General features: G+C 70.5%; 12 protein-coding genes. 5 read left to right on the top strand and 7 right to left on the bottom strand.

The window, feature by feature from the left end; all coding sequences use genetic code 11:
* Positions 1-81: 81 nt before the first annotated feature.
* Entirely contained in the window at positions 82-1350 is a 1269-nt protein-coding gene (locus C2865_RS41390) for an NYN domain-containing protein (RefSeq protein WP_269802708.1), read from the bottom strand.
* 101 nt (positions 1351-1451) lie between these two features.
* On the opposite strand from C2865_RS41390, the gene C2865_RS11705 reads away from it, so the two are divergent.
* Genes C2865_RS11705 through C2865_RS11695 form a run of 3 tightly spaced genes read left to right on the top strand, consistent with a single transcriptional unit; the run spans position 1452 to position 4257 of the window.
* Positions 1452-3191, top strand: coding sequence for a DEDD exonuclease domain-containing protein (locus C2865_RS11705; protein ID WP_106398707.1), 1740 nt, complete (start codon positions 1452-1454; stop codon positions 3189-3191).
* Positions 3178-3930, top strand: coding sequence for a rhomboid family intramembrane serine protease (locus C2865_RS11700; protein WP_198653278.1), 753 nt, complete (start codon positions 3178-3180; stop codon positions 3928-3930). The genes C2865_RS11705 and C2865_RS11700 overlap by 14 nt, the downstream gene beginning before the upstream one ends.
* A gap of 42 nt (positions 3931-3972) precedes the next feature.
* The gene (locus tag C2865_RS11695; protein WP_106398366.1) at positions 3973-4257 is read left to right on the top strand and encodes an Lrp/AsnC family transcriptional regulator; all 285 of its coding nucleotides are present in this window, start codon (positions 3973-3975) and stop codon (positions 4255-4257) included.
* A gap of 93 nt (positions 4258-4350) precedes the next feature.
* Here the strand turns inward: C2865_RS11695 and qcrB are convergent, their stop codons facing one another.
* The 4 genes from qcrB to ctaE are packed head-to-tail and all read right to left on the bottom strand — an operon-like array spanning position 4351 to position 8563.
* A complete protein-coding gene (gene qcrB, locus C2865_RS11690) occupies positions 4351-5988 on the bottom strand; it encodes a cytochrome bc1 complex cytochrome b subunit (RefSeq protein ID WP_106398365.1) in 1638 nt (545 codons plus the stop codon).
* 2 nt (positions 5989-5990) lie between these two features.
* Positions 5991-7091 (bottom strand): cytochrome bc1 complex Rieske iron-sulfur subunit, encoded by a 1101-nt coding sequence (gene qcrA, locus C2865_RS11685; protein WP_106398364.1) that lies wholly within the window; start codon positions 7089-7091, stop codon positions 5991-5993.
* Positions 7088-7915, bottom strand: coding sequence for a cytochrome bc1 complex diheme cytochrome c subunit (gene qcrC / locus C2865_RS11680; protein ID WP_232835531.1), 828 nt, complete (start codon positions 7913-7915; stop codon positions 7088-7090). The genes qcrA and qcrC overlap by 4 nt, the downstream gene beginning before the upstream one ends.
* A 12-nt stretch (positions 7916-7927) precedes the next feature.
* The gene (ctaE, locus tag C2865_RS11675; protein WP_106398362.1) at positions 7928-8563 is read right to left on the bottom strand and encodes an aa3-type cytochrome oxidase subunit III; all 636 of its coding nucleotides are present in this window, start codon (positions 8561-8563) and stop codon (positions 7928-7930) included.
* Between the two features lie 232 nt (positions 8564-8795).
* Here ctaE and C2865_RS11670 point away from each other — a divergent pair, with 232 nt between their 5' ends.
* Positions 8796-9233, top strand: a complete 438-nt coding sequence (locus C2865_RS11670) for a PleD family two-component system response regulator (RefSeq protein WP_106398361.1) — start codon at positions 8796-8798, stop codon at positions 9231-9233.
* Positions 9234-9257: 24 nt separating this feature from the next.
* Positions 9258-10313, top strand: a complete 1056-nt coding sequence (trpD, locus tag C2865_RS11665) for an anthranilate phosphoribosyltransferase (RefSeq protein ID WP_106398360.1) — start codon at positions 9258-9260, stop codon at positions 10311-10313.
* Here trpD and C2865_RS11660 read toward each other — a convergent pair.
* Together C2865_RS11660 and C2865_RS11655 are read right to left on the bottom strand one after the other, a co-directional pair.
* On the bottom strand, positions 10300-11553 hold the full coding sequence (locus C2865_RS11660) for a L,D-transpeptidase (protein ID WP_198653183.1): 1254 nt from the start codon (positions 11551-11553) through the stop codon (positions 10300-10302). The genes trpD and C2865_RS11660 overlap by 14 nt on opposite strands.
* Positions 11554-11779: 226 nt before the next feature.
* Entirely contained in the window at positions 11780-12193 is a 414-nt protein-coding gene (locus C2865_RS11655; RefSeq protein ID WP_106398358.1) for a cytochrome c oxidase subunit 4, read from the bottom strand.

Raw genomic sequence — 12193 nt, 5'->3', positions numbered from 1 at the left:
TTCCTCAACCGAAACCCCAGTAAATACGGCGTTTTTCGTTAATCTCGTGTGTTTCGCATACAGAACGCGTCGATACGCCGTTCAGAAGCGGCCCAGGCGCTTGAGCAGCAGCCCCGCGGTCGCCGTCCTGCCGCCCGCGCGCCGCGCCGACGCCGCCACCTCCTGGTCGGAGGAGACCACCACGAACGGCCGGCCCGGCGGCTCGGCGCGCACCAGCTCGGCGATCAGCTCGTCCGCGATCTGGCCGGGCCGGCTGAAGAGCACCCGCACCCCGCGCGGCGCCTGCACCGCCACCGGACCGTCCAGCGAGGCCCCGTCGAACACGACGGTGATCTCCGCCTGGGTCTGGGAGTACAGGCCGCCCAGTCCGTTCACCAGCCGGGCGCGCTGGTCGGCCAGCGGCAGCTCGCCGTAGCCGGTCTTGGTGACGTTGTAGCCGTCGACGATGAGGTGCACCTGCGGGAGCGTGAGCAGCTCGGAGAACTGCTGGGGGTCGTTCTCCGACAGGGAGCGGCCGGGCGGGGCGCCGGCCACCGCCTCCGCGCCGCTCACGTGGTCGGCGGGCCTGGCGATCACCGCCGGGAGGTTCAGCTCCCTGCGCACCCCCTGCGCGGCGTCCACCAGCGTGTCGAGCAGCAGCCGGAGCCGGATGTCGGCCAGGCTGCGGCCCTCCCGCGCGGCCTTGCGGCCCGCCTCCAGCGCCGTCTCGGCCGACAGCAGCCGGCCGCGCAGCGCCCTGTTCTCCTTCTCCAGGCCGCCCAGCGCGCTCAGGTGCTCCTGGTGCTCGGCCGTCCTGGCCCGCTCCAGCTCCGCCAGCCGATCGACGGCCGCCCTCGCCTGCCGCCGCTCCTCGTGGATCTTGCGCCGCAGGTCGGCGATCTCGCCCCTGGCCTCCTTGAGGTCGCCGCGCAGCCGGTCCAGCTCCCCGCCGCGGGTCGCCTGGGCCGCCGCCAGCTGCTCCTTCAGCTCGGCCACCGTGCGGGCCGTCTCGGCCTCGCGGGAGGCCTCCCGCGAGCGCTCCAGCTCGGCGCGCGCCGTCTCCACATAGGACGTCCAGCCCCGGGGCCGCAGCAGGTAGGCCAGCGCGGCCAGCCGCACCGGATCGGCGGCCGGGGGCGGCTGGCCCGCCTCCAGCGCGGCCACCAGCTCCGGCTGCTCCTCGCGCAGGGGCATCGTCACCCTGGCCCGGAAGTCGGGATTGCGCTCCAGCTGCGCGGCGATCGGCACGGCGCCCTGCCGGGCGCGGCTCTGCGGGCGGAACTTCGCCACCTGCCGCAGGGGCACCGGGACCTCGTCCGCGGGAAGCGAGCCGAGCACCTCCGCCGCCGCCTCGACCACATGCTGGCGCACCGCTTCGGGAAGCGGCCGGCTGAGGCTTTCGTCCGAGGTGATCGCTCTGCTCCCTTCCGTGTGTACAGATTTTGTCACACGGAGCGCCTACGGTGCCGACCATGCGTTCCGTTCAAGGCAGCCTCGACGATCTCGGCACCCCCCTCAGCGAGGTGACCTTCGTCGTGGTCGACCTGGAGACCACCGGCGGGTCGCCCGCCTCGTGCGGCATCACCGAGATCGGCGCGGTCAAGGTCCGCGGCGGCGAGATCATCGGCGAGCTGGGCACCCTGGTCGACTGCGGGCTGGCGATCCCGCCCCACATCACCGTCCTCACCGGGATCACCCAGGCGATGGTGGCCGGCGCGCCCCCGGTCGCCGAGGTCGTCCCCACCTTCCTGGAGTTCGCCCGCGGGTGCGTCCTGGTCGCCCACAACGCGCCCTTCGACACCGGCTTCCTCAAGGCGGCCTGCGCCCGGCTGAACCACCCCTGGCCGGCCTTCCCCGTGCTGGACACCGTCGACCTCGCCCGGCGCGTCCTCACCCGGGAGGAGGTGCCCAACCGCAAGCTCGAGACGCTCGCCCGGTTCTTCGGCACCGCGGTCAGGCCCAACCACCGCGCGCTGGCCGACGCCCGCGCCACCGTGGACGTGCTGTACGGACTGCTCGAGCGGCTCGGCTCCTACGGCGTCACCTCCCTGGAGGAGGCCAAGGGCTTCGCCCGCGCCCCCACCCCCCAGCAGCAGGCCAAGCGCCACCTGGCCGACGGGGTGCCGTCCGGGCCCGGCGTCTACTTCTTCGAGGACGGCCGGGGCGACATCCTCTACATCGGCAAGAGCGGCGACCTGCGCACCCGGGTCCGCTCGTACTTCACCGCCGGGGAGACCCGCAAGCGCGTCCGCGAGATGGTCGGCATCGCCGAGCGGGTGCGCACCATCCCCTGCGCCACCGGCCTGGAGGCCGAGATCCGCGAGCTGCGGCTCATCGCCGAGCACAAGCCCCGCTACAACCGGCGCTCCAAGTTCCCCGAGCGCGCCCTGTGGCTGAAGCTCACCGACGAGGCCTTCCCCCGGCTGTCGGTGGTGCGCGAATGCCGCGACGACGGCTGCGCCTACATCGGTCCCTTCGCGTCCAGGCCGGCCGCCGAGGAGGCGCGCGAGGCGCTGCGCGAGGCCACCGTGCTGCGCCACTGCGACCAGCCGCTCACCCCCCGCCGCGTCGCCGAGGGCAAGGCGTACTCCTGCGCCCTGGTCGAGCTCGGCCGGTGCGGCGCCCCCTGCGAGGGGCGCGAGGACACCGAGGGGTACGCGCGGCACGTCCGGGCGGCCCGCACGATGATGTCCGAGAACGCGGAGCCCGTCGTGGAGGCGGTGCGGACCAGGATCGAACGGCTCTCCGCCGAGCTGCGCTACGAGGAGGCCGCCGTCCAGCGCGACCGGCTCGCCGCCTTCCTGCGGGCCGCGGGCCGCGCCCAGCGGCTGGACGCCCTGGCCGCCCTGGCCCAGCTGGTGGTGGCCCGGCCCGGCTTCGACGGCGGCTGGGAGCTGGCCGTCGTGCGGTACGGCAGGCTCGCCGGCGCGAGCGTCATCCCCGCCCACGCCACCGCCTACGGGCCCTACGTCGAGGCCTGCACGGCCGCCGCGCAGACGGTCCTGCCCGAGCCCGGACGCCGCCACGCCGCCTCCCCCGCCGAGATGGAGTGCCTGCTGCGCTGGATGGACTCCCCCGGCGTCCGGCTGGTGCTGGTGGACGGGACGTGGAGCTGCCCCGCGGGCGGCGCGGAGGGCCTGCGGGAGTGGATAGAGGGTGCTTATCAGGAGCCGAAGCCCTACGCTGGCCGTCGTGGCGATGCCCCTGTATGACAACCAGCCGACCCGGCGGGCCCCGCTCGTCACCTACGCGCTCATCGCGCTGAACTTCCTGTTCTTCCTGCTGACGCCGATGGCGACCTTCGGCAACGACTACGCGAGCCAGCGCGAGCAGGTGTGCGACCAGGCGGTCTTCGTCCGCGAGTACGGCGCCATCCCGCAGGAGCTGACCGACAACGAGCCGATCCCCATTCCCGGGGCGGTGGCCGCCGTCTGCGAGCTCTCCGGCGACCAGACGCCCGACAAGAACCCCTTCCTGTCCGCCTTCAGCTCGATGTTCCTGCACGGCGGCTGGCTGCACCTGCTCGGCAACATGATCTACCTGTTCGTCTTCGGGCAGGCCACCGAGGACAGGCTGGGCAGGCTGCGCTTCCTGCTCTTCTACCTGGGCTGCGGCCTGGCCGCCGCCTACGGCTTCGCCATCACCTACCCCGACTCCACGGTGCCCCTCGTCGGCGCTTCCGGCGCCGTGGCGGGCGTCCTGGGCTCCCACCTGGCGATGTACCCGCGCTCGCGCACCATCGCCCTGGTCTCCGGCCTCGTGCCCTTCCGGCTGCCCGCCTGGGTGCTGCTCGGCCAGTTCTTCGTGCTGCAGTGGCTCAGCCTCGGCGAGAGCGACGGCGTCGCCTACGTCGCCCACATCTACGGCTTCGTCGCCGGGGCCCTGCTGGGCCTGCTGGCCCGCTCCCCCCGCGCCGCCCGCCGCGCCGCCGCCCTCCCCGGCCGCCGTTAGGCTCGAAGGACCGCGAAGACGCCGCAAGAGGAGGATCCCGCCTTGATAACCGCCATCGTGCTCATCCAGACCGAAGTGGACCAGGTCAACGAGGTCGCCGAGCAGGTCGTGAAGCTGGAGGGCATCAGCGAGGTCTACTCCATCACCGGCGACCACGACCTCCTGGCCATGGTGCGGGTCCGCCACCACGACGAGCTCGCCGAGGTCATCCCCGGCCGGATCAGCAAGGTCCCCGGCGTGGTGCACACCGACACCCACATCGCCTTCCGCACCTACTCGCGGCACGACCTGGACGCGATGTTCTCCCTCGGCCTGCCCGAGGAGTAGCCGCCGCCCCGCCCCCCGGCGGACGGACGAGAAGGAGCCCGCCACCTTGCCGGTGGCGGGCTCCTTCTCATTCGGTCGTGTGGCAACCGTTGCTCAGCGGGTGAGCTCCTTGCGGGACTCGTCCTCGACGAGCTCCTGCTCGTGGTGCTCGTGCGGCCTGCCGTCTCCCTCGATCGGGATCGTGTCGGCGTTCCACCACATGTTGAGGCGGGTGCGCAGGTGGCCCATCGGGCCCTTGGAGCCCTTGGCCGGCACCCCGTTGGCGTCCACCGCCGGCAGCGGCGGGCGCGGCTCCTCCTTGGAGGTGATCTTCGCGATCTCGGCGGCCGAGGGGGTCTTGTGGACCTCCTCGAACTTGCCCTCGGGGCTCATCGTGATGATGCCCGCCTCGTAGCCGTGCGCCATGGTCGCGGCGTCGCTGCGCTGGAGGCCCAGGCAGATCCGCTTGGTGATCATGAACGCCAGGATCGGGCCGACGAAGATGGCGATCCGGAAGAACCAGGTCGTCGCGTACAGCGACACGTGGAACCGCTCGGAGATGATGTCGTTTCCGCCGGCCAGCCAGAGCAGGCCGTAGAAGGTGACCGCCATCATGCCGACCGCGGTGCGCGTCGGCGCGTTGCGCGGGCGGTCGTTGACGTGGTGGTTGCGGTGGTCGCCGGTGACCCAGCGCTCCAGCGCCGGCCAGACCGCCGCGCCCGTCATGACGATGCCGAGCGGCACCAGCGCCGGGATGAGCACGCTGAGGCTGAGCGTGTGGCCGAAGAGCACGATCTCCCACGGCGGCATGATCCGCAGCGACCCCTCGAGGAAGCCCATGTAGAAGTCCGGCTGGGAACCGGACGAGATCGCCGACGGGTCGTACGGGCCGTACAGCCAGATCGGGTTGATCTGGGCGAAGGCGCCCAGCAGGGCGATCACCGCGAAGGTGAACAGGAAGTAGGCGCCGCTCTTGGCCAGGAAGACCGGGTAGAACGGGTAGCCCGTCACCTTCTGCTCGGTGCCGCCGGTGCCCGGCATCTGGGTGTGCTTCTGGTGCCACATGATCATCATGTGCGCGGTGACCAGCGCCAGGATGATGCCCGGGATCAGCAGGATGTGCAGGGTGAACATCCTGGGGATGATGTCCTGGCCGGGGAACTCCCCGCCGAACAGGAACATGTACCCGTAGGTGCCCACCACCGGGATGGACTCCAGCACGCCCTGCGTGATGCGCAGACCGGCGCCCGACAGCAGGTCGTCCGGCAGCGAGTAGCCGAACAGGCCCTCGAGCAGGGCCAGCGTGAACAGGCCCAGGCCGATGAACCAGTTGAACTCACGCGGCTTGCGGTAGGCGCCGGTGAAGAACACCCGGAGCATGTGCGCCATCAGGGAGGCGATGAACAGCAGCGCCGCCCAGTGGTGCATCTGCCGCATGAGCAGGCCGCCGCGGACGTCGAAGGTGATGTCCAGGGACGAGGCGTAGGCCTCGGACATCATCACGCCTTCCAGCGGCCCGTAGGAGCCGTGGTAGTGCACTTCCAGCATGCTCGGCTTGAACCAGAGCGTGAGGAAGACACCGGTCAGCAGCAGGATGACGAACGAGTAGAGCGCGATCTCGCCCAGCAGGAACGACCAGTGGTCGGGGAAGACCTTCTTGATGTTGCGCTTGAGGAAGTTCGACGAACCCAGCCGGTCGTCGATGTGGTTCAGCGGTCCGGAGACCGACTTGGGCAGTGATGTGTCAGCCATGGTCACCCACGCTCCCAGTAACTCGGCCCGATGGGCTCGGGGAAGTCTCCGGTCGCGATCAGGTAGCCCTCTTCGTCCACGGCGAGCGGCAGCTGCGGCAGCGGCCGTGCCGCCGGGCCGAAGATGACCTTGGCGCCGTCGGTGGCGTCGAAGGTCGACTGGTGGCACGGGCACAGGATGTGGTGCGTGGTCTGCTCGTACAGGGCCGCGGGGCAGCCGACGTGCGTGCAGATCTTGGAGTACGCGATGATCCCGTTGACCGTCCAGTTCTCCTGGCCCTTGACCGGCTTGATCTTGTCGGGCTCGATGTTGATCAGGATGGTCGACGCCTTGGCGATCTGGGTCAGGGCGTCGTGCCCCAGGTCGTAGATGCCCTCGGGCAGCACCGTGATCATGCCGCCGGGCGTGTTGAAGTCGGCGGCCTTCAGCGGGGCCGAGGCCTCGGGACCGCTGTCGACGATGAGCCGCACGCCGGGCTTGCCGGCCTCCTTGGCCTTGGCCACGGCCTTGGCCCAGTAGGTGTGGCGCAGCCGCTTCTCCGGCAGCGGACCGAGGTCGCGCAGCAGGAACAGCGGGGCCAGGCCCAGCGGGGCGGCGGCCAGCAGCAGGGTGCGGCGCAGCAGCGGCCGCTTGCCCAGGCCGCTGTCCAGCGCGCCCTGCTTGATGTCCGCGGCGAGCGAGGAGCGGGTCTCCTCGTCGGTGGCCATGTCGTAGCGGGCCTGCTCGATCGGGACGCTGGTCATCAGCCGGCGCATCCACAGGGTGACGCCGACGCCCATCGCCAGGAAGGAGAGCGCCATCAGGCCGCCGAGCCAGAAGTTGCTCTCCCTGGTCCGCTCCAGGCCGTGCATGCCGCCGTTGCGGCCGCTCCAGCCGATGAAGTAGACCATGAAGCCGACGCTCGCGGCGAAGGCCAGCAGGAAGAACAGGGCGACGATCCGCTCGTCCTTCTTGGCCTTGCGCTCGTCGAGCTCGGCGCCCGGCTTGTACTCCTCGGTGTCGCCTCCGCCGGACGCCAGCAGGGCGCCGGACTTCACGGGGGGCGGCGTGCCGATGACGCGCTCGGGCCCCGCGCCCGTGGTCTCGTTGGTTTCGTCGCTCATGACTTCTTCAGCTTCTTCGGCTTCTTGGCGGTGATCCACATCGCGCAGAGGACGAGCAGGCCGATGCCCACCAGCCAGGCGACCAGGCCCTCGGAGACCGGGCCGATCCGGCCCAGGCCGTTGCCGCCGGGGTTGGGCTCGGCGCGCACGGTCTCGATGAAGGCGATGATCGAGGCCTTGTCGTGCGGGGTCAGCGTGGTGTCGTTGAAGACCGGCATGGCCTGCGGGCCGGTGAGCATGGCCTCGTAGATCTGGACCGGCGTGGTGTCATGCAGGTTCGGCGCGTACTTGCCGCCGGTCAGGGCGCCGCCCTGGCCGGTGAAGTTGTGGCACTGCGCGCAGTTGGTGCGCCAGAGCTTGCCGCCCAGCGCCACGTCGCCGCCCTCGGGGACCACGGGCACGCCCGGTCCGCCGCCCAGCGACTGGATGTAGGCGGCGACGGCCTCGACGTTCTCGGAGTCGTCGAACGGGGCCACGACGTCCTTGCGCGGCACCTGGGCGCCGTAGGTCATCGCCGGCATGCGGCCGGTGGTGATCTGGAAGTCGACCGAGGCCGCTCCGACGCCGATCAGGCTGGGGGCGAGCTGGTTGCCCCCCTCGCTCTTGGTGCCCTCGGCGTTGAGACCGTGGCAGCTGGCGCAGTTCTGGTTGTACAGTTCCCGGCCCTTGGCCAGGTCCTGCGCTTGGGCCTGCGTGCCGTCGGCCTCTGCCCGGTCGGTCGCGGGCGAGAAGCCGGCGTAGATGACGCCGATCGCCATGAGGGCGGCGAGCATGACTGCGTAGCCGGCCCACGAGCGACGGCGCCATGCGGTGAACCTAGTCACGGATGGTCCCCGTTATCTGATCAGGTAGATGGTCGCGAACAGGCCGATCCAGACCACGTCCACGAAGTGCCAGTAGTACGAAACGACGATCGCACTCGTCGCCTGCTCATGTGTCCAGCGCTTCGCGGCGTACGTGCGTCCCAGAACCAGCAGGAACGCGATCAGGCCTCCGGTCACGTGCATGCCGTGGAAGCCGGTGGTCAGGTAGAAGACCGACCCGTAGGCGTCCGACGCGAGGGTCGTCCCGTGGTGGATCAGCTCCCGGTACTCGATGAGCTGACCGATCACGAAGTAGAGGCCCAGGACGAAGGAGATCGCGAACCAGAAGCGCATCTTCCGACGACGCACGTCGTCGGGCAGACCGTGCTTCTCGACGGCGAACACGCCCATCTGGCACGTCACCGAGGAGATGACGAGGACGACCGTGTTGAACAGCGCGAACGGCAGGTTCAACTCGGTCTGGGGCCATTCCCCGCCGGCGCCCAGGGTCACCGACCGGATGGTGAAGTACATCGCGAACAACGCCGCGAAGAACATGAGCTCGGACGACAACCAGACGATCGTCCCCACATTGACGAGGTTGGGACGATTCTCCCGCTCGCCAAGCAGTGTTGTATTAGTCGCGGATGCAGTTGCCACGGGCAGCATTATTACGCCACCCGGCCGGGACCCCGCACAGACCCCCCTGTTAGAGACCGATTCTTGGGTCACGATTGGAACTTCACCGCCTTCCCCTACGTTCCGCCAGGTAGGCCTACCACACCCTGTGTATCGGATTTATCACGATCCGTAATAACGTTCCGGGCACCTGCCCGCCCGCCCCGCCGTCCCGCGGCCGGGCACCTTGGTCGACCCGTGCGGAAGCGGTAGCCTCTCGGGCATGAGCGCCACCCAGCCCGCCGAAACCCCGGCCCCCCCGCTGAAGGTCCTCGTCTACGGCGACGACGCCAGTGTCCGCGAGCAGCTCCGGCTGGCCATCGGCCGCCGCCCCGCGGCGGACCTGCCCCCTGTGGAGTACGTGGAGTGCGCCACCCAGCCGGCGGTGGTGCGCCTGCTGGACGAGGGCGGCTTCGACCTGGTCGTGCTGGACGCCGAGGCGCAGCCCGCCGGCGGGCTCGGCGTGTGCCGCCAGGCCAAGGACGAGGTCTACGACTGCCCCCCGATGCTGGCGCTCATCGCCCGCCAGGACGACGGCTGGCTGGCCACCTGGTCGCGCGCCGACGCCGTGCTCGTCCAGCCGCTGGACCCGATGGCCGCCGCCAAGGCCGCGGCCTCCCTGCTGCGCAAGCGGCTCGAAGACCGACTGCCCGTCCTTTAGACACGACCTGAAGAGAGGTCTCCCGTGGCTGCCCGTACGACCTGGCCCTTCCTGCTCAACGCCCTGCTCGACGGGCGGACGCTGACCGCCGAGGAGGCGCAGTGGGCGATGAGCCGGATCATGGCGGGCGAGGCCACCGACGCCCAGATGGCGGGCTTCGCCATCGCGCTGCGCGCCAAGGGCGAGACGGTCGGCGAGATCTCGGGCATCGCCGCGGGCATGCTGGCCGCCGGCACCCCGCTGGAACCGCCCGTGGAGGGTGTCGTCGACCTGGTGGGCACCGGGGGTGACCGTCACCACACCGTCAACTTCTCCACGATGGCCGCCATCGTGGCCGCCGGGGCCGGCGTCCGCATCGCCAAGCACGGCAACCGCGCCGCCTCCTCGGCCTGCGGCACCGCCGACGTGCTCGAGGCGCTGGGCGTGGTGATCGACCTGCCGCCGGAGAAGACCTCACGGGTGCTGGCCGAGGCCGGGATCGCCTTCCTCTTCGCCCCGCTCTACCACCCCGCGATGCGCTACGCCGGCGGGGTGCGCAAGGAGCTGGGCACGCCCACCTTCTTCAACTTCCTCGGCCCGCTGACCAACCCGGCCCGGCCGCGCGCGATGGCCGTCGGGGTGTTCCACCCCAGCATGGCGCCGGTCGTCGCCGGCGTCTTCGCCGACCGCGGCTGCTCGGCGCTGGTCTTCCGCGGCGAGGACGGCCTGGACGAGCTGAGCACCACCGGCCCGTCGGCGGTGTGGTGCGTGCGGGACGGCGGGGTGGAGGAGACGGTCTTCGACCCGGCGGAGCTGGGCGTCCCCAGATCCACGCTGGAGGAGCTGCGCGGCGCGGACGCGCAGTACAACGCCGGGGTGGTGCGCCGGGTCCTGGACGGCGAGAGCGGCCCCGTGCGGGACATGGTGCGGCTGAACGCCGCCGCCGCCCTGGTCGCCGCCGAGGGCGCCCCGTCGGCCGACGGCCTCGTGCCGGCGCTCAAGGGCGCCTACGAACGGGCCGGCGAGTCCATCGACTCGGGCGCGGCCCGTTCCCTGCTGGAGCGCTGGGTGGAGGTCTCGCAGCGGCTCAGGGACTCCTGAGCTCCTGACGTCCCTCCTGGACGCCTGGGGAGCCCGCCGCCTCCCTGGCTCCCGCCGGCTGCGCCGAGCCCGCCAGCGTGCCGGTGGTGAAGCCCTGGGCCTTGCTGCCCTCGAGCCACTGCTTCCAGTTCAGCTGCCAGTAGCCCCAGCCGTTCTCCGGCTCGAGTTCGCGGTCCGTGCCGGTGACCGTCATCGGGTCGCCGCGGTGGCTGATGTTGTGGAACCACTTCCCGTCGGCCGGGGAGAGGTTGATGCAGCCGTGGCTGACGTTGGCGCGGCCCTGGGAGCCCACCGACCAGGGCGCGCTGTGCAGGTACTCGCCGCTGCTGGAGATCCGGACCGTCCAGTTGACGTTCTGCCGGTAGTAGCCGGGCTGGCCCGGTCCGATACCGGGTGACGTCATGACGGTCATGTACTCCTTCTCCATGGTCAGGTGAACGCCGCTCGTGGTGGTGTACTTGCGCACCCCGCCCTTGCCCATGCTGGCGGGCATCGTGCGCACCGTCTTGCCGTTGCGCTTGACCACGACCCTGTACTTGCGGGCGTCGCCGAAGCTCTCGATGCGCTCGCCGACGTTGAACTCCAGGTCGACGTTCTTGGCGCCGTAGTGCCCGCCGGCGATCGGCACCCCGGTCAGGTGGCCGAGCACCCGGACCTTGGTGTAGGCGGGCCAGTACTCCTTGGGGCGGAAGATGACGTTCCGGTCGTCGAACCAGCGCCAGGCGCCCTCGACCGGCTTGGAGCTGCGCACCTCCAGCGCCCGCTCCACCGCCTCCTTGTCGGTGACCTCGCGGTCGAAGCCGATCTTGATCGCCATGCCGACCCCGACGGTCTCCCTGGGCTCGGGGAACAGCACCGTGCCCTCCACGGTCTGCCGGGGCCGGGTGGTGGTGAAGGACCCGTCCCCCGTCTGCATCTGGCCGTCGGTGCCCAGCACCGCGGCCTTCACGCGGTACCTGCCGCCGGGCGCCAGGGGGTAGCGGGACGTCCAGGTGGAGGCGTCGTCGGCCAGGACCCCCTCGACGGCGGCGCCCTGGGCGTCCTGGACGCTGACGTTCTGGAGCGTTCCCTCCCTGGCCCGCACGACGATGGGGGTGTCGGGCTTCACCGCGGTGTTCACCGGCGAGATCACGACCCCGGCCCGCGGAGGGAGCTGTTCCTCCTGCGAGCAGCCGACCAAGAGCGGGGCGAGGAGCAGACCCGCGGCTCCCGCCCTCGTCACAGCGCGGTAGACCGGCACCGAACCTCCTGTTGTCATCCCGTTCCGGACTCCCGAAGGCCCCATGGCCCCCGAAGATCACCGAGAAGCGGACGAACACCGCTTCTGTGCTCTTGGCTACCCGCGCGGACCGGCAGGGGAAACCTCACCCGGTGAGCATCCCATAACAGAATGCGATTATGCCGAAGGCCGGTGCGCTCCCGCTCGGGAGCACACCGGCCTTCGGTGAATCGTCAGGCGTTCCGGCTCACGCCTCCACGTACTGACCGCGGTAGTACTCGAAGACGAAGCCGATCACGGCCATGATGATGCAGGTGACGGACAGCAGCACCAGCCACCAGCCGAACACCAGGCCCAGGCAGATGCCCGCGGCCGACAGGGCCACGAACAGCGGCCACCAGCTGTGCGGGCTGAACTCGCCCACCTTGCCGGCGAGCTCGGAGATCTCGCCCAGCTTGTCGTCCTCGGGCAGCTCGCCGCCCTTGAGCTTCTCCAGCCGGTTGACCGTGAAGTGGATGTAGAAGGCGATCATGAAGGCGAGGCCGACGGACATCGCCAGGGCGGTGGTGCCCGTCCAGTCACCGGAGAAGATCCAGTAGACGATGTCGGTGATCAGGAAGAAGATCCCGCAACCGTAGAACATGTAAGCCTGGATGCGCAT

The organism is Actinocorallia populi (assembly GCF_002995495.1).
In the GTDB taxonomy this organism is placed as follows: domain Bacteria; phylum Actinomycetota; class Actinomycetes; order Streptosporangiales; family Streptosporangiaceae; genus Actinocorallia; species Actinocorallia populi.
The sequence above is the reverse complement of the archived record's forward strand: the minus strand, read 5'-3'. Positions and strand labels throughout refer to the sequence as shown.

Excerpts from the sequence above, each read along its gene's own strand:
- C2865_RS11705 (WP_106398707.1), top strand. The coding sequence starts at position 1,452 with ATGCGTTCCGTTCAAGGCAGCCTCGACGATCTCGGCACCCCCCTCAGC.
- C2865_RS11700 (WP_198653278.1), top strand. The coding sequence starts at position 3,178 with ATGCCCCTGTATGACAACCAGCCGACCCGGCGGGCCCCGCTCGTCACC.
- qcrB (WP_106398365.1), bottom strand. The coding sequence starts at position 5,988 with ATGGCTGACACATCACTGCCCAAGTCGGTCTCCGGACCGCTGAACCAC.
- qcrA (WP_106398364.1), bottom strand. The coding sequence starts at position 7,091 with ATGAGCGACGAAACCAACGAGACCACGGGCGCGGGGCCCGAGCGCGTC.
- ctaE (WP_106398362.1), bottom strand. The coding sequence starts at position 8,563 with ATGCTGCCCGTGGCAACTGCATCCGCGACTAATACAACACTGCTTGGC.
- C2865_RS11670 (WP_106398361.1), top strand. The coding sequence starts at position 8,796 with ATGAGCGCCACCCAGCCCGCCGAAACCCCGGCCCCCCCGCTGAAGGTC.
- C2865_RS11655 (WP_106398358.1), bottom strand. The coding sequence starts at position 12,193 with ATGCGCATCCAGGCTTACATGTTCTACGGTTGCGGGATCTTCTTCCTG.